This window comes from Pseudomonas sp. LB1P83, from assembly GCF_054897885.1.
The window spans coordinates 1,606,831-1,622,373 of sequence record NZ_CM142709.1 but is presented as its reverse complement, the minus strand read 5'-3'; the positions used below and the strand labels follow the sequence as shown (position 1 = coordinate 1,622,373).

Sequence of the window (15,543 nt, the reverse complement as noted above, 5' to 3'; positions counted from 1 at the left end):
TCGTCATTTTCAGGTGCACTTCCTGATTAGGACATTCACCAGATTATTTATCGGAACCATTATCATGGCCAGACCGCCAAAAAGAACCTCAACCTCCAATACACCTGACACTTCAGCGACACCTCCAAGATCTTCGTCAGGAGATAGTCGGGTACGGGGTGATCACGCTGGAACAGTCGGCAGACCTCTGGGAGACGGAACGGCTGTTTCCGACACGAATGTGTCAAGTACGTCTCCGGATATCGTCCCTCGTCAGCCAATCGTCATCACCGACATGCCAATTAACGCTACAAGCGCCGCCGAGACCGCTACCAATATGATTTCCTGGCCTCGAAGCGAGGTGGATCAACTATTCAGGATCGACGAAACCGGGCTTTTCATGAGTAGCCGGCAACAGCTTTACGCTGATCTTGGAGTGGAAGGCATTTTTCTGATCAGAGCAAACGCGAAAGGTGATTACCAAGTCCCCTTCCCTTTTGCGCCTGGCCAGGCAGGGCCGATCCTCAGGAAAATTCCTGGCCAGCCACAGTGGAGAATAGTCAGGGAGGGCCGGGTTGCGACGGCAATTGCACCGACGCGGGCGGAAACGCTGGAGATCATTCCCCGACATTTAGCCGACAAGCTGTCAACCCCGGACGCAGACGGGATCCGTTACGACAAGCTGAAGAGAACTTATGTCGATCTTGCGGACGGAGGCACCGTCATGGTCCGCAAAAATGCAGACAGGGATTATCAGGCGACCTCAGCGATCGAATTGATCCCTTCGGGCCCGGTACTTGAAAGCTTTGAAGGGATGACGCTTTGGCAACGGAAGGCCCTCATCAATACAGCAGCAGGCGAAAGCCCCCAAATGGCGGGCCATCAGCCGTTACCAGACGCTGAAGATGCCGGTCCCGGCCCGAGCAAGCGCCCTCGCCGGGATGAGAATGTCGATGCGTCCGACGCAGTTACTCCCCCCAATGCTGCCAACTTGAATAGAAACCCCTATTTGTGGGCATCCTGGGGAAAAATAACCAAACCTGACTCGGTGGAATCCGTACAGATTGGTCAGCTCCATTACCACATCGTGCCAAAGGGGCCGCTGGCCAATCGGCTACCCATCGTTTTCCTTCAACACCCGGAATTTGCGCCATCCCGATTCGAGGTATTCGAACGCATGTTGCACGAAGCACCTTCATTGCAGCCTGTAGCCACTAGCCACCACGCCGGCACAAATACTCGAAAAGTTGACGGCGCTGTTCGTCTCTTCGAGAAAACACTCACACGCCATGTCGCGGATGCATTCAATGGTTTCACCGAGCCCACATCGCGCGCCGTTGCAAAGCGATTATTTGAGCTTTCCAGTGGGTCAGAGGAAATCAACGGCGGCGGGTTGGCCTCCATGATGCAAACATTTCGCTACTGGAAGGGACAAACGACCATCGGCGTCAAAGGACTCGGCGATCCGCTGGATACATTGCCCGTCGCTTCCGGCAGTGACGGACCTCGAAGGATAGTGCCTTTACACTCTCCGGAATCCGTGGTGCCCTTGCAGCAGTTGAACTTCAAACCCGAAAGCGCCCCTGCCTGGCGAGATTACACTGAGCGGCCCACCGAACCGGGCCAACTGCCGTTATTGCTCGCCTCGATACTGGAACGCAGCAATTACAAGGTCTTCCTTCCGGCAAACGTAAACAACGTCAAGCTCCCCCCGCCAACGCTGGTCTTCAACAGACCCAACCACAACAAGGTCTATTTTCTGAAACTTGGACGTGTGGACACTGACGCGATTGTCATCACACCACCGCACGCGCCAGAGCTCGCAGACCCTATGCTGAGCGCGCGAATTGGCGCCGAAGCCCACCAGTTGCTGCTTGCCGCTGATGCGCGCGGCGATGTGGTATGGCTGATGGGCGGCGTCCAGCACCTGCCCGGTGGAAGTCCTGCTGTTTTCATCATCAAGGAACGCTGATATTGAAACGCGTGCACCTCGCAGTTGGCTCACGAGGTGCAACCCAATGTACTTGCTCAAACAACAAGCAAAAAAAAGCCCGCAGTGTGAGCGGGCGAAAGACCAAAGAAGCTATATGCGCAGTCGCTTCCAGGTTGAGGCAGTTGCTTGGGGGATCAACTGCCGCGGTACGTGGAATAGCTATACGGCGAAATCAGCAACGGCACGTGATAGTGATCCTGTTCCGCAGAGATGCCGAATCGCAGCACCACCACATCCAGGAACGCCGGCTCCGGCAGCTGAACGCCACGGGCGCGATAGTAATCGCCCGCATGAAACTGAACCTGATAGACCCCGGAACGGTAGTCATCGCCTTGCAGCAGCGGTGCATCGACACGGCCGTCGCTGTTGGTGATCGCGCTGGCGACCAATTCCAGCTGCGAGCCTTCAACGCGGTACAACTCGACTTTGATCGAGCTGCCCGGGCAACCGTGTGCAGCGTCCAAAACGTGTGTAGTCAAACGTCCCATTGATTCTGCGCGCCTGCCTGCGTTGAGCAGTCAGGCCTCGCGCCCCCCGAAGTCAGTTGAAAAGGAGACCGCACCGATTCGGAGCACGAAACGTTGCGGCGAGCGACTGATTAAGACACTTTTCAAAAAAATTGTACACAATAAAAACGACATTTTTCCAACAAGCACTGCCACTCTAGGATTCCCGGCGAATCTGACGTCAAACCATACTATCAGCGGACCTTCTATCCATTAGCTGACCAATCGGGCAGGTTTCTTGCAATAACATGTGAAGATGACAGTTCATCAAAAATGCAAAAATTCAGGCTTACAAAGTGGATATAAAGTTGTATACAATCAGCCCATCGCTGTGACGCCAGCCTGTCTTCCCACCTCCAGGCACGCCACACAATCTGTCAACGAATAAGAAGGAAGACTGCAGTGAGCGCTGACTACCCACGCGACCTGATCGGTTACGGCAGTAACCCTCCTCACCCACACTGGCCGGGCAATGCCCGCATCGCCCTGTCCTTCGTGCTCAATTACGAAGAAGGCGGCGAGCGCAATATCCTGCACGGCGATAAAGAATCCGAAGCCTTTCTCTCGGAAATGGTCTCGGCGCAGCCGCTGCAGGGCGCGCGCAACATGAGCATGGAATCCCTTTACGAGTATGGCAGCCGTGCCGGCGTCTGGCGGATTCTGAAACTGTTCAAGGAATTCGACATCCCGCTGACCATCTTCGCCGTGGCCATGGCCGCCCAGCGCCACCCGGATGTGATCCGCGCGATGGTCGATGCCGGCCACGAAATCTGCAGCCACGGCTACCGCTGGATCGACTACCAGTACATGGATGAAGCACAGGAACGCGAGCACATGCTCGAAGCGATCCGCGTGCTGACCGAAATCACCGGTGAACGCCCGCTGGGCTGGTACACCGGCCGCACCGGCCCGAACACCCGCCGCCTGGTGATGGAGGAAGGCGGTTTCCTCTACGACTGCGACACCTACGACGACGACCTGCCCTACTGGGAACCGAACAACCCGACCGGCAAGCCGCACCTGGTGATCCCGTACACCCTGGACACCAATGACATGCGCTTCACCCAGGTCCAGGGTTTCAACAAGGGCGACGATTTCTTTGAATACCTGAAAGACGCGTTCGACGTGCTGTATGCCGAAGGTGCCGAAGCGCCGAAAATGCTGTCGATCGGCCTGCACTGCCGCCTGATCGGCCGTCCGGCGCGACTGGCTTCGCTCAAACGCTTTATCGAATACGCTAAAAGTCATGAACAGGTGTGGTTCAGCCGTCGCGTCGACATCGCTCGGCACTGGCATGAAACCCACCCGTACCAAGGGGCTGCCCAATGAGCACCTTTCAAACCATCAAACCATCGACCCTGAGCCGCGACGCCTTCGTCCAGGCCTTCGCCGACATCTACGAACATTCGCCATGGATGGCCGAGAAGGCCTTCGACCTGGGCCAGGACGCGTCGATCGACGAGATCGAAACCCTGCACCAGCGCATGAGCGACATCCTGTTGAGCGCCGATCACGCCAGTCAACTGGCACTGGTCAACGCTCACCCGGACCTGGCCGGCAAAGCCGCCGTCCAGGGCCAGCTTACCGCGGCCAGTACTGAAGAACAGTCTGGCGCGGGGATTCACCAATGCACGGCCGAAGAGTTTTCTCGCTTCACCGAGCTGAACGACGCCTATAAAGCCAAGTTCAAGTTTCCCTTCATCATGGCGGTAAAAGGCAGCAACCGGCATCAGATCCTCGCGGCGTTCGAAACGCGTATTCACAATTCGGCGGATACCGAATTCAAATGCGCGCTGGCAGAGATCAACAAGATCGCCCTGTTCCGATTACTGACCCTATAGCGAGCCTTGCCCGAGTGTTCTTAAACGCGAAAAGCACCCAGGGCACTGCAAGCATCCCAAGCCAACTTATTAAAGGCAGACAAGAAGAATGAAAGCTTACGCCGTACCTTTCGAGAAGTTCGTCAACCTGGCCGACGCCCGCCTGGGCACCAAAATCATCTCGGTCACCGATGACTGGTTCGCTGATGCCAACCGCCTGTTCCAGCCGACCCCGGCTGTGTGGAAGGAGGGCGTGTTCGATGACAACGGCAAGTGGATGGACGGCTGGGAGTCGCGCCGCAAGCGCTTCGAAGGCTACGACAGCGCCGTGATCCGCCTGGGCGTACCGGGTTCGATCAAAGGCGTGGACATCGACACTTCATTCTTCACCGGCAACTTCCCGCCGTCGGCGTCCCTCGAAGCCTGCTTCCTCGCTTCGGGCGAGCCAGACGACAACACCCAGTGGACTGAAGTGCTGTCGGCCGTCGAGCTGCAAGGCAACAGCCACCACTACCACGAAATCAGCAACGAGCAGTCGTTCAGCCACTTGCGCTTCAACATCTATCCGGATGGTGGCGTGGCCCGTCTGCGTGTCTACGGTATTCCGTTCCGCGACTGGTCCGCTGTCGGCGACAACGAGCAGGTTGACCTGGCCGCAGCCCTCAACGGTGGCCGCGCCCTCGCCTGCTCCGACGAACACTTCGGCCGCATGAGCAACATCCTCAACCCGGGCCGTGGCATCAACATGGGCGACGGCTGGGAAACTGCACGTCGTCGCACGCCGGGCAATGACTGGGTCATCGTCGCGCTGGGTCATGCCGGCGAGATCGAGAAAGTCATCGTCGACACCCTGCACTTCAAGGGCAACTACCCGGACACTTGCTCGATCCAGGGCGCGTTCGTGAAGGGCGGCACCGACAGCCAGATCGAAACCCAATCGCTGTTCTGGCGCGAATTGCTGCCGGCGCAGAAACTGGAAATGCACGCCGAACACACCTTCGCCGAGCAGATCAAGGCCCTGGGCCCGATCACTCACATCCGCCTGAACGTGTTCCCGGATGGTGGTGTGAGTCGCCTGCGCGTATTGGGCAAGGTCGCTAAATAAGCGCCGAACCCTTCGCGGGCAAGCCTCGCTCCTACAAGGATTACGCTAACCCTGTAGGAGCGAGGCTTGCCCGCGAAGGCGTCAGATCTAACAACACAAATTTTGGATAAGAAGACCAGCATGCGCACACTGACGATTGAACCGCTGACCAAAGAAGCCTTCGCCCCTTTCGGTGACGTGATCGAAACCGACGGCAGCGATCACTTCATGATCAACAACGGTTCGACCATGCGCTTTCACAAACTGGCGACGGTGCAAACCGCCACGCCAGAGGACAACGCGATCATCAGCATTTTCCGCGCCGACGCGCAGGACATGCCGCTGACCGTTTGCATGCTGGAGCGTCACCCGCTGGGCAGCCAGGCTTTCATTCCGCTGCTCGGCAACCCTTTTCTGATCGTGGTCGCGCCACTTGGCGATGAACCTGTATCAGGCTTGGTCCGCGCCTTCGTCACCAACGGCAGGCAGGGCATTAATTACCATCGCGGCGTTTGGCACCACCCGGTGCTGACGATCGAAAAGCGGGATGACTTCCTGGTGGTTGATCGCAGTGGCACAGGCAATAACTGCGATGAGCATTTTTTCAAAGAGGATGAGCGTTTGATCCTTGCCCCCCACCAATAAGAGAAGGTCTGATCACTCGACGACAGAGTGACAGGCGAGAGGTAAAGACTGTGGAAGCACATCTGTTGGAATGGCTGAACCTGAGCGTGCGCTGGGTTCACATGATCACTGGCGTGGCCTGGATCGGCGCGTCGTTCTATTTCGTCTGGCTGGAAAACAACCTCAATCGGGTCAACCCGAAAAGTGGCTTGGCGGGCGATTTGTGGGCGATCCACGGCGGCGGTATCTATCACCTGGAAAAATACAAACTGGCCCCACCGACCATGCCGGACAACCTGCACTGGTTCAAATGGGAAGCCTATTTCACCTGGCTGTCGGGGATCGCGCTGCTGTGCGTGGTGTTCTACTCCAACCCGACGCTCTACCTGCTGGCACCGGGCAGCAGCCTGACCGGCCCTGAAGGGGTCGCACTGGGCATTGCCTCGCTGTTCGTCGGCTGGTTCGTCTACTCCTTCCTCTGCGACTCGGCCCTGGGCAAACGCCCTGCCCTGCTCGGCTTCATCCTGTTCGTGCTGATCATTGGCGCCGCCTACGGCTTCAGCAAAGTGTTCAGCGGTCGTGGTGCGTACCTGCACGTCGGCGCGATCATCGGCACCATCATGGTCGGCAACGTGTTCCGCATCATCATGCCGGCGCAGCGCGCACTGGTTGCCGCGATTGCCGAAAACCGCACGCCCGACCCGGCACTCCCGGCCAAAGGCTTGCTGCGTTCGCGTCACAACAACTACTTCACCTTGCCAGTGCTGTTCATCATGATCAGCAACCACTTCCCGAGCACTTACGGCAGCCAATACAACTGGCTGATCCTGGCCGGGATCGCGGTGCTGGCGGTGTTGGTGCGTCACTACTTCAACACCCGTCACGACAGCCACAAATTTGCCTGGACCTTGCCCGTTGCGGCAGTGGGCATGATCTGCCTGGCTTACGTGACCGGTCCGGCGCAAATGCCGAGCGCACCTGAAGTGGCCAAGGCGCCTGGCACCATCGAATACCAGCCGCTGCCGGAAACCGCCGTCGGTGGTGGTGCCAAACCTGCCGCTGCGAAACCTGCTGAAGCACCGGTTCAGGCGTCGAACGCCGGTCCGAGTTTCGACAAGGTGCACAGCGTGATCCAGGAACGTTGCTCGGTCTGCCATTCGGCCAAACCGACCAGCCCGCTGTTCAGCGCGGCACCGGCCGGTGTGATGTTCGACACCCCCGAGCAGATCCGCCAGAACGCGGCGCGCATCCAGGCTCAAGCCGTCACCACCCAGATCATGCCACTGGGCAACATCACCCAGATGACCCAGCAGGAACGTGACCTTATCGGTGCTTGGATTGTGCAGGGAGCTCCCACCAACTAACCGTTGAAAAGCTTCGCGGGCAAGCCTCGCTCCTACAGATATGCAGTGTCCTGTAGGAGCGAGCGGGCGGCGTTCCGACTTGCCCGCGAACGGCCGCGCCGCGGTCAACCCTGATGCAAAAATCACAAGAATAAAAAAGATCCGAGGTGTTGCATGTCCGAGCTATCCGAAGCGCGCATCCCCGACGCACCCGCTATTCAGCGTTTGCCCCTTTTGCAACTGATCCTGGTGGGTCTGCAACACGTTCTGCTGATGTACGGCGGAGCCATCGCGGTGCCGCTGATCATCGGACAGGCCGCCGGCCTGAGTCGTGAAGAAATCGCCTTCCTGATCAACGCCGACCTGCTGGTCGCCGGGATCGCCACCATCGTGCAATCGCTCGGTATCGGCCCGATGGGTATCCGTATGCCGGTAATGATGGGCGCCAGTTTCGCCGCCGTCGGCAGCATGGTCGCCATGGCCGGCATGCCGGGCATCGGTCTGCAAGGGATCTTCGGTGCAACCATCGCCGCCGGTTTTTTCGGCATGATCATCGCCCCGTTCATGTCCAAAGTCGTACGTTTCTTCCCGCCGCTGGTAACCGGCACGGTCATCACCTCGATCGGTTTGTCGCTGTTCCCCGTGGCCGTCAACTGGGCAGGCGGCGGTGCTGGCGCCACTCAATTCGGTTCGCCGATTTACCTGGCCATCGCCGCGCTGGTGTTGGCTACCATTCTGCTGGTCCACCGCTTCATGCGCGGGTTCTGGGTCAATATTTCAGTGCTGATCGGCATGTGCCTGGGCTACGTCATCTGCGGGCTCATCGGCATGGTCGACCTCAGCGGCATGGCTCAGGCGCCCTGGGTGCAGATCGTCACCCCGCTGCATTTTGGCATGCCAACATTTGAACTCGCACCGATCCTTTCCATGTGCCTGGTGGTCGTGATTATCTTCGTCGAGTCCACCGGGATGTTCCTCGCACTCGGCAAAATCACCGGCCAGGAAGTCTGCCCACGGATGCTGCGCCGCGGACTGCTGTGTGATGCCGGCGCCTCGTTCTTCGCCGGTTTCTTCAACACCTTCACCCACTCTTCGTTCGCGCAGAACATCGGCCTGGTGCAGATGACCGGCGTGCGTTGCCGCTCGGTGACCATCGTCGCCGGTGGTTTGCTGGTGGTGCTCAGCCTGCTGCCGAAAGCGGCGTTCCTGGTGGCGTCGATTCCGCCAGCGGTACTGGGCGGTGCGGCGATTGCGATGTTCGGCATGGTGGCCGCGACCGGGATCAAGATTCTTCAGGAAGCCGACATCGGTGACCGTCGCAATCAGTTGCTGGTGGCGGTGAGCATCGGCGTGGGCCTGATCCCCGTGGTGCGTCCGGAGTTCTTCGCGCACTTGCCGCTGTGGATGAGTCCGATCACCCACAGCGGCATTGCGATGGCGACGTTGAGTGCGCTGTCGCTGAATGTGCTGTTCAACATTCTTGGCGGCCGCGAACGCGCGGCGATCAACGACTGCCACGCTCACTAAGACAGAAACGCACAACCCCCTGTAGGAGCGAGCCGGCTCCGGGCGGCGTTCCGACGATAGCGGTATCACATTCAACATCAGTGTTGACTGAACTGACGCCATCGTCGGAACGCCGCCCGGAGCCGGCTCGCTCCTACAGGGGCAGGGGTTTCCTGCGCCTTGAAAAATAAAAACAAAAGGGAGCAACAGATGATCCGGACACAGACAAACATGCTGTTGGGCGGTGGCCTGTTGGCCGCGAGCCAAGCCATGGCCGGCGATTTATTGCTGTGGCAGACCAACAGCCTGAGCTATTTGTATGGCAAGGATTTCGCGGTCAATCCGTCGATCCAGCAAACGGTGACGTTCGAGCACGCCGACCGCTGGAAGTATGGTGACAATTTCCTGTTCGTCGACAGTACCTACTACAACGGCGAGAAGGATCGGAATAAAGGCGTTCACGCCTATTACGGCGAGTTCAGCCCGCGCCTCTCCTTCGGCAAGATCCTCGACCGCCGTTTCGAATTCGGCCCGATCAAGGATGTGTTGCTGGCCATGACCTACGAGAATGGCGAAGACGACACCGAGGCCTATCTGATCGGCCCCGGTTTCGACCTCAAAGTTCCGGGCTTCAACTTTTTCACCTTGAACTTCTACTATCGCCAGACCGAAGGCTCGCGCCCCGGCGATGATGTCTGGCAGATCACGCCGGCCTGGTCGTATTCCCTGCCATTGGGCAACTCGAGCCTGTTGATCGACGGCTACATCGACTGGGTCGTGGATAACGACCAGAACTCACAGGGCACCTACCACGCCAACCTGCATATCAACCCGCAGATAAAGTACGACCTGGGCAAGGCCCTGGGCTGGCGGGAGAAACAGATGTACGTAGGTGTCGAGTACAGCTACTGGAAAGACAAGTACGGCATTGAAAACAACGGCAACTTCGACACCAATGAAAACACCACCAGCCTGCTGGTGAAGGTGCACTTTTAAGATGGCCCGCAACCGTGCTCCACACCTGTCGTCGGTGCGCTGTTGCGGGGCACTTGAGACCTGGCCTTGGAGTCAGTATTCTCCGCGGCCGCCTGAATCCGCTTTAAAAAAAAGCCCGGATTTAATTCCTGACCAGAAAGCCAACTTATCCCGGCTCTGGACGGTACCAAGGCACTCCAAAACCCCTCTCAATCGACTGTTCTTGAGCAGCCGAGCGGGAGTTTTTTGGCTTTTCGAAAGCCTTGGCCCAGCTCTTGCTAACAGCACTAAAGCTGACCGGATGGATGAATTTTTACAGCTAAAGAAAAAGGCGCCACACCAGAGCGTCGACCTTAGAAAAATAACGTGGAACACCTACTTTTTGGGAGCAACCGAATGAAACGTACGTGCACTAGCCTGATGCTGGCGGGATCGTTACTGGCCGGGGGCCAGGCAATGGCCGGCGACTTGCTGCAATGGCAGAACAACAGCCTGACTTACTTGTATGGCAAGGACTTCCAGGTCAACCCGCGCATTCAGCAGACGGTGACCTTCGAACACGCCGATGGCTGGAAATACGGTGACAACTTCTTCTTCATCGACAAGATCTTCTACAACGGCAAGGAAGACGCCTTCGCCGGTGAGAACACCTACTACGGCGAATTCAGCCCGCGCCTGTCGTTCGGCAAGATCTTCGACCAGAAACTCGAATTCGGCCCGGTCAAAGACGTGCTGCTGGCCATGACGTATGAGTTCGGTGAAGACGATACCGAGTCCTACCTGATCGGTCCTGGTTTCGACCTGGCCATTCCAGGTTTCGACTACTTCCAGCTGAACTTCTACAACCGTCACACCGAAGGCGACCGTCCGGGTGATGATATCTGGCAGATCACGCCGGTATGGTCCTACACCATTCCCGTTGGCGATTCGAACATCCTGATCGACGGTTTCATGGACTGGGTGGTCGACAACGACGTCAACAAAAAAGGCGAATATCACGCCAACCTGCACTTCAATCCGCAGGTCAAATATGACTTGGGCAAGGCGCTGAACCTGGGCGAAAAGCAGTTGTACGTCGGCGTCGAGTACGATTACTGGAAAAACAAGTACGGCATCGAAGACAGCCAGGGTTTCAAGACTGATCAGAGCGTGACCAGCTTCCTGGTCAAGGTTCACTTCTGATCCGGCGGCGTCTGTAAGGACGCCATCGCGGGCAAGCCTCGTTCCTACAGGGGATCTTCAGCACAACAAAGATCAACTGTAGGAGCGAGGCTTGCCCGCGAAGGCCGCACCGCCGGTCTCAAGCCGAAACCACAGGCTCCACCAACCCAAGAAACCGGCACAACTCTCCGCGCTTGGCCAACGCATCCCGCCGCCCCAGATCAATCAACTCGCTGCAATACCCCGCCTCGAACAGCAGGTAACTCAACACCCCCGCCCCGCTCGTCTTGGTCGCTCCTGGCCCGCGCAGGAACAGGCGCAACGCCGCCGGCAATTCCTGCCGATGCCGCGCTGCAATCTCATCGATCGGCTGACTCGGCGAAATCACCAACACGTCCACCGGCGCCACGCCCAATGCGCGCGCCGACGTGCCATCGGGCAGCAGGTGACTGAACTGATTCAGACGCTGCAACAACTCGATGTCACTTTCCAGGCTGTCAATGAACGTACTGTTGAGCATGTGCCCGCCGATCTGCGCCAGGGTCGGCTGCTGACCGGTGTAGGCGCGTTGCAGCGGCTGCTCCGGGTCGACCCCGCGCGGGTTGCCGCTGACGCCCACCACCAGCACTCGGCTGGCGCCCAGGTGCAGGGCCGGGCTGATCGGTGCTGATTGGCGCACCGCGCCGTCGCCGAAATACTCTTCGCCGATTTTCACCGGTGCGAACAACAGTGGAATCGCTGAACTGGCCAGCAAGTGATCGACGGTCAATTGCGTAGGGACGCCGATCCGCCGATGGCGCAACCAGGCATCGATGGTGCCGCCACCCTGGTAGAACGTGACCGCTTGCCCGGACTCGTAACCGAACGCCGTGACCGCCACCGCCTGCAACTGCTTCTGGGCGATGGCTTCGGCGATGCCGTTCATGTGCAGTTTGTCGTTGAGCAAACCGCGCAGCGGCGAACTGTTGAGCAAGGCCACCGGCACCTGCGCCCCGATACCCAGCAAACTGTGGCTGACAAAACGACTGGCCTGGCTGATCACGCCGGGCCAGTCGCTGCGCAACACCAGATGACTGCGAAAGCCCTGCCAGAACGTGGTCAGGCGCTCGATCGCGCCACGAAAATCCATCGCCCCACTGGCGAGACTGACCGCGTTGATCGCCCCGGCCGAGGTGCCGACGATCACCGGAAACGGATTCGCCGCGCCCAGCGGCAGCAACTCGGCAATCGCCGCCAACACGCCCACCTGATACGCCGCCCGAGCCCCGCCGCCGGAAAGAATCAACCCTGTAACCGGTTCAGCAGGACTCATCGCAACACTCCATGGTGCTTAAAAGGGATCAGGGGCTCAGCCGCGTTTCTTGTACAACTTCGGCTCGCCCGATGGACGGCTCTTGAAGCGTCGGTGGGCCCAGAGGTATTGCTCCGGACACTCGCGCAGGGCGCCTTCGACCCACTGATTGATCCGCAGGCAATCTGCCTCTTCGGTCTCGCCGGGGAAACCTTCGAGCGGCGGGTGGATCATCAACCGATAGCCGCTGCCGTCAGCCAGGCGCTCCTGGGTGAACGGCACCACCAGCGCCTTGCCCAGCCGGGCAAACTTGCTGGTGGCCGTGACCGTCGCAGCTTGAATCCCGAACAACGGCACAAAAATGCTTTGCTTGGCGCCGTAGTCCTGATCCGGTGCGTACCAGATCGCCCGGCCCGCCCGCAGCAGTTTGAGCATGCCGCGCACGTCATCGCGCTCCACCGCCAGCGAATCGAGGTTGTGCCGTTCGCGGCCCCGGCGCTGGATGTAGTCGAATAAAGGATTCTTGTGTTCGCGGTACATGCCGTCGATGGTGTGCTGCTGCCCCAACAGCGCCGCGCCGATTTCCAGCGTGGTGAAATGCACCGCCATCAGGATCACGCCCTTGCCTTCGCGCTGGGCTTTTTTCAGATGCTCCAGGCCTTCGACATGGGCCAGCTTCGCCAGACGCTGACGCGACCACCACCAGCTCATGGCCATTTCAAAGAATGCGATGCCGGTAGACGCGAAGTTTTCCTTGAGCAGGTGCTTGCGCTCGGCAGCGGTTTTTTCAGGGAAACACAGCTCAAGATTGCGTTTGGCAATGCGCCGTCGGTCGCCGGCCAGCCGATACATCAGTGAACCGAGCAGGCGGCCGATAAACAGCAACGCCGGATACGGCAACTGAACAATCAGCCACAACAGCCCCAAGCCACACCACAGCGGCCAGAAACGCGGCATAAGAAATGTTTTTCGAAAACGCGGGCGATCCATTAAAGGTTCCGGAAAGACAATGGCCGCGCATTCTACATCGTTCGACCCGGCTTGCGGCTTGCGGGCGTTCTCGTTATAAGTCTCGGCACTTTTAGTGACAAGCCGTTGTATGCCGACCATGAGCCAAACCGAACCGCAAGACCAGGATCCCGTGTTCCAGTTGAAGGGCAGCATGCTCGCCATTACCGTGCTGGAGCTGGCCCGCAACGACCTCGAGAGCCTTGATCGGCAACTGGCCGCCAAGGTTGCCCAGGCGCCTAATTTTTTCAGCAATGCGCCGCTGGTGCTGGCCCTGGACAAGCTCCCGGCCAGCGAAGGCGCCGTCGATCTGCCGGGTTTGATGCGCGTGTGCCGCCAGCATGGCCTGCGCACCCTGGCGATCCGTGCCAGTCGCATCGAAGACATCGCGGCCGCCATTGCGGTCGATTTGCCGGTGCTGCCGCCGTCCGGGGCCCGTGAGCGCCCTCTGGACCCGCTCGAAGGCGTGGTCAAGAAAAAGCCGGAAAAACCGCCCGAGCCGACCATCAAGCCGACAAAAATCATCACGTCGCCAGTACGGGGTGGCCAGCAGATTTATGCCCAGGGCTGCGATCTGGTGGTGATCTCCTCGGTCAGCCCGGGTGCGGAACTTCTCGCCGATGGGAACATCCATGTATACGGCCCGATGCGTGGTCGCGTGTTGGCCGGGGTCAAAGGCGACACGAAAGCCAGGATTTTCTGTCAGCAAATGAGCGCTGAACTGGTCTCCATCGCCGGTCATTACAAGGTTTCCGAGGATTTGCGTCGCGACCCTTTGTGGGGCGCGGGCGTACAAGTCAGCCTGTCAGGCGACGTGTTGAACATCATTCGGCTTTAACGGATACTGCCGCATTTTCCAAGCATCTCTAAAACGTAGCGAAAACGGCTCAAACGAAGTAGGAAAAAGGCCAAACGCAGTGTTTACCGCTGTTCTGGACCGGATTCCAGCCAAGGCTGTCCGACTGCAGTAGTTTTTCAAGAGATGTTTTTCAGGGGCTAAATGTCCTTTTTCCTTAGGGGTGAAACACCTTGGCCAAGATTCTAGTGGTTACATCCGGCAAGGGTGGTGTGGGTAAGACCACCACCAGCGCCGCTATCGGTACCGGCCTCGCTCTGCGCGGTCACAAAACAGTTATCGTCGACTTCGACGTCGGTTTGCGTAACCTCGACCTGATCATGGGTTGCGAGCGCCGCGTGGTGTATGACTTCGTCAACGTGGTCAACGGCGAAGCCAACCTGCAACAAGCCCTGATCAAAGACAAACGCCTGGAAAACCTCTACGTCCTGGCCGCCAGTCAGACCCGCGATAAAGACGCGCTGACCGTGGAAGGCGTTGAAAAAGTCCTGATGGCGCTCAAGGAAGACTTCGAGTACGTGGTCTGCGACTCCCCGGCCGGCATCGAGAAAGGCGCCCACCTGGCCATGTACTTCGCTGATGAAGCGATTATCGTGACCAACCCGGAAGTGTCCTCGGTACGTGACTCGGACCGCATGCTGGGCCTGTTGGCCAGCAAATCGCGTCGTGCCGAAAAAGGCGAAGATCCGATCAAGGAACACTTGCTGCTGACCCGCTACAACCCGCAACGCGTCAGCGATGGCGAGATGCTGGGCGTCGAAGACGTCAAGGAAATCCTGGCTGTCGCCCTGTTGGGCGTCATTCCGGAATCCCAAGCGGTACTCAAGGCTTCCAACTCGGGCGTGCCCGTGATTCTCGACGACCAGAGCGACGCCGGTCAGGCGTACAGCGATGCGGTCGATCGTCTGCTGGGCAAAACCGTGGAGCATCGTTTTCTCGATGTGACGAAGAAAGGCTTCTTCGAGCGCCTGTTTGGAGGTAGATAATGAATCTTTTTGACTTCTTTCGTGCCAGCAAAAAGGTCAGCACCGCGTCGGTAGCGAAAGAGCGTCTACAGATCATCGTGGCGCATGAACGCGGCCAGCGCAGTACGCCGGACTACTTGCCAGCCTTGCAGAAGGAACTGGTGGAAGTGATCCGCAAGTACGTCAATATCGGGTCCGACGACGTGCACGTCGCGCTGGAAAACCAGGGCAGTTGCTCGATTCTGGAACTCAATATCACCCTGCCGGATCGCTAGTCGATCCAGCGGGAGCCACGGCGGCTCAGGCTCTTACGCTTCTGTAGGAGCGAAGCTTGCTCGCGAAGCAGGCAACCCGGTTTATCTCATAAACCGAGGTGATGCGTTCGCGAGCAAGCTTCGCTCCTACGGGTGCAGGGGCCTGAGTCGCCGTTGG

16 protein-coding genes are annotated in these 15,543 nt (G+C 58.7%); 13 read left to right on the top strand and 3 right to left on the bottom strand.

All coding sequences use genetic code 11. The annotated features are described in order from the left end of the window. The first annotated feature begins 274 nt into the window (after positions 1-274). Positions 275-1,951, top strand: coding sequence for a hypothetical protein (locus ACYZTY_RS07440; protein ID WP_461957916.1), 1,677 nt, complete (start codon positions 275-277; stop codon positions 1,949-1,951). A gap of 155 nt (positions 1,952-2,106) precedes the next feature. On the opposite strand, the gene uraH is transcribed toward ACYZTY_RS07440, so the two are convergent. Further along, a complete protein-coding gene (gene uraH / locus ACYZTY_RS07435) occupies positions 2,107-2,460 on the bottom strand; it encodes a hydroxyisourate hydrolase (RefSeq protein ID WP_010456673.1) in 354 nt (117 codons plus the stop codon). Positions 2,461-2,880: 420 nt separating this feature from the next. Between uraH and puuE the strand changes: the two genes are divergently transcribed. From puuE to ACYZTY_RS07390, 9 genes are all read left to right on the top strand, one after another. Next, complete coding sequence (gene puuE / locus ACYZTY_RS07430; protein WP_008031461.1) at positions 2,881-3,807, top strand: allantoinase PuuE; 927 nt, start codon at positions 2,881-2,883, stop codon at positions 3,805-3,807. Continuing rightward, positions 3,804-4,319: a 2-oxo-4-hydroxy-4-carboxy-5-ureidoimidazoline decarboxylase gene (uraD, locus tag ACYZTY_RS07425; RefSeq protein ID WP_461957915.1), complete on the top strand. Its 516-nt coding sequence runs from the start codon at positions 3,804-3,806 to the stop codon at positions 4,317-4,319. The genes puuE and uraD overlap by 4 nt, the downstream gene beginning before the upstream one ends. Positions 4,320-4,407: 88 nt before the next feature. Then, on the top strand, positions 4,408-5,403 hold the full coding sequence (alc, locus tag ACYZTY_RS07420; RefSeq protein ID WP_461957914.1) for an allantoicase: 996 nt from the start codon (positions 4,408-4,410) through the stop codon (positions 5,401-5,403). Between the two features lie 120 nt (positions 5,404-5,523). Next, positions 5,524-6,027: an ureidoglycolate lyase gene (locus ACYZTY_RS07415; protein ID WP_109628737.1), complete on the top strand. Its 504-nt coding sequence runs from the start codon at positions 5,524-5,526 to the stop codon at positions 6,025-6,027. A gap of 50 nt (positions 6,028-6,077) precedes the next feature. After that, on the top strand, positions 6,078-7,370 hold the full coding sequence (locus ACYZTY_RS07410) for a urate hydroxylase PuuD (RefSeq protein WP_461957913.1): 1,293 nt from the start codon (positions 6,078-6,080) through the stop codon (positions 7,368-7,370). A 153-nt stretch (positions 7,371-7,523) separates the two neighbouring features. Further along, positions 7,524-8,876: a nucleobase:cation symporter-2 family protein gene (locus ACYZTY_RS07405; protein ID WP_461957912.1), complete on the top strand. Its 1,353-nt coding sequence runs from the start codon at positions 7,524-7,526 to the stop codon at positions 8,874-8,876. A gap of 189 nt (positions 8,877-9,065) precedes the next feature. Then, a complete protein-coding gene (locus ACYZTY_RS07400) occupies positions 9,066-9,851 on the top strand; it encodes an outer membrane protein OmpK (RefSeq protein WP_461957911.1) in 786 nt (261 codons plus the stop codon). 1 nt (position 9,852) lies between these two features. Further along, positions 9,853-10,230, top strand: coding sequence for a hypothetical protein (locus tag ACYZTY_RS07395; protein ID WP_461957910.1), 378 nt, complete (start codon positions 9,853-9,855; stop codon positions 10,228-10,230). After that, positions 10,227-11,012, top strand: coding sequence for an outer membrane protein OmpK (locus ACYZTY_RS07390; protein ID WP_461957909.1), 786 nt, complete (start codon positions 10,227-10,229; stop codon positions 11,010-11,012). Before ACYZTY_RS07395 ends, ACYZTY_RS07390 begins: the two co-directional genes overlap by 4 nt. Before the next feature lie 118 nt (positions 11,013-11,130). Here ACYZTY_RS07390 and ACYZTY_RS07385 read toward each other — a convergent pair whose 3' ends face one another. Further along, positions 11,131-12,303 carry a patatin-like phospholipase family protein gene (locus ACYZTY_RS07385; RefSeq protein ID WP_461957908.1) on the bottom strand — a complete coding sequence of 391 codons (1,173 nt, stop codon included), beginning with the start codon at positions 12,301-12,303 and terminating at the stop codon, positions 11,131-11,133. Positions 12,304-12,339: 36 nt separating this feature from the next. Continuing rightward, the gene (locus tag ACYZTY_RS07380; protein WP_461957907.1) at positions 12,340-13,272 is read right to left on the bottom strand and encodes a lipid A biosynthesis lauroyl acyltransferase; all 933 of its coding nucleotides are present in this window, start codon (positions 13,270-13,272) and stop codon (positions 12,340-12,342) included. 118 nt (positions 13,273-13,390) lie between these two features. Here ACYZTY_RS07380 and minC point away from each other — a divergent pair, with 118 nt between their 5' ends. From minC to minE, 3 genes are all read left to right on the top strand, one after another. Next, positions 13,391-14,128 carry a septum site-determining protein MinC gene (gene minC, locus ACYZTY_RS07375; protein ID WP_461957906.1) on the top strand — a complete coding sequence of 246 codons (738 nt, stop codon included), beginning with the start codon at positions 13,391-13,393 and terminating at the stop codon, positions 14,126-14,128. A 191-nt stretch (positions 14,129-14,319) separates the two neighbouring features. Further along, positions 14,320-15,132 (top strand): septum site-determining protein MinD, encoded by an 813-nt coding sequence (minD, locus tag ACYZTY_RS07370; RefSeq protein WP_129436963.1) that lies wholly within the window; start codon positions 14,320-14,322, stop codon positions 15,130-15,132. Further along, entirely contained in the window at positions 15,132-15,386 is a 255-nt protein-coding gene (gene minE / locus ACYZTY_RS07365; protein ID WP_007898843.1) for a cell division topological specificity factor MinE, read from the top strand. The genes minD and minE overlap by 1 nt, the downstream gene beginning before the upstream one ends. Positions 15,387-15,543: the final 157 nt, after the last annotated feature.

Excerpts from the sequence above, each read along its gene's own strand:
- ACYZTY_RS07440 (WP_461957916.1), top strand. The coding sequence starts at position 275 with ATGCCAATTAACGCTACAAGCGCCGCCGAGACCGCTACCAATATGATT.
- uraH (WP_010456673.1), bottom strand. The coding sequence starts at position 2,460 with ATGGGACGTTTGACTACACACGTTTTGGACGCTGCACACGGTTGCCCG.
- uraD (WP_461957915.1), top strand. The coding sequence starts at position 3,804 with ATGAGCACCTTTCAAACCATCAAACCATCGACCCTGAGCCGCGACGCC.
- alc (WP_461957914.1), top strand. The coding sequence starts at position 4,408 with ATGAAAGCTTACGCCGTACCTTTCGAGAAGTTCGTCAACCTGGCCGAC.
- ACYZTY_RS07415 (WP_109628737.1), top strand. The coding sequence starts at position 5,524 with ATGCGCACACTGACGATTGAACCGCTGACCAAAGAAGCCTTCGCCCCT.
- ACYZTY_RS07405 (WP_461957912.1), top strand. The coding sequence starts at position 7,524 with ATGTCCGAGCTATCCGAAGCGCGCATCCCCGACGCACCCGCTATTCAG.
- ACYZTY_RS07400 (WP_461957911.1), top strand. The coding sequence starts at position 9,066 with ATGATCCGGACACAGACAAACATGCTGTTGGGCGGTGGCCTGTTGGCC.
- ACYZTY_RS07395 (WP_461957910.1), top strand. The coding sequence starts at position 9,853 with ATGGCCCGCAACCGTGCTCCACACCTGTCGTCGGTGCGCTGTTGCGGG.
- ACYZTY_RS07390 (WP_461957909.1), top strand. The coding sequence starts at position 10,227 with ATGAAACGTACGTGCACTAGCCTGATGCTGGCGGGATCGTTACTGGCC.
- ACYZTY_RS07385 (WP_461957908.1), bottom strand. The coding sequence starts at position 12,303 with ATGAGTCCTGCTGAACCGGTTACAGGGTTGATTCTTTCCGGCGGCGGG.
- ACYZTY_RS07380 (WP_461957907.1), bottom strand. The coding sequence starts at position 13,272 with ATGGATCGCCCGCGTTTTCGAAAAACATTTCTTATGCCGCGTTTCTGG.
- minC (WP_461957906.1), top strand. The coding sequence starts at position 13,391 with ATGAGCCAAACCGAACCGCAAGACCAGGATCCCGTGTTCCAGTTGAAG.
- minE (WP_007898843.1), top strand. The coding sequence starts at position 15,132 with ATGAATCTTTTTGACTTCTTTCGTGCCAGCAAAAAGGTCAGCACCGCG.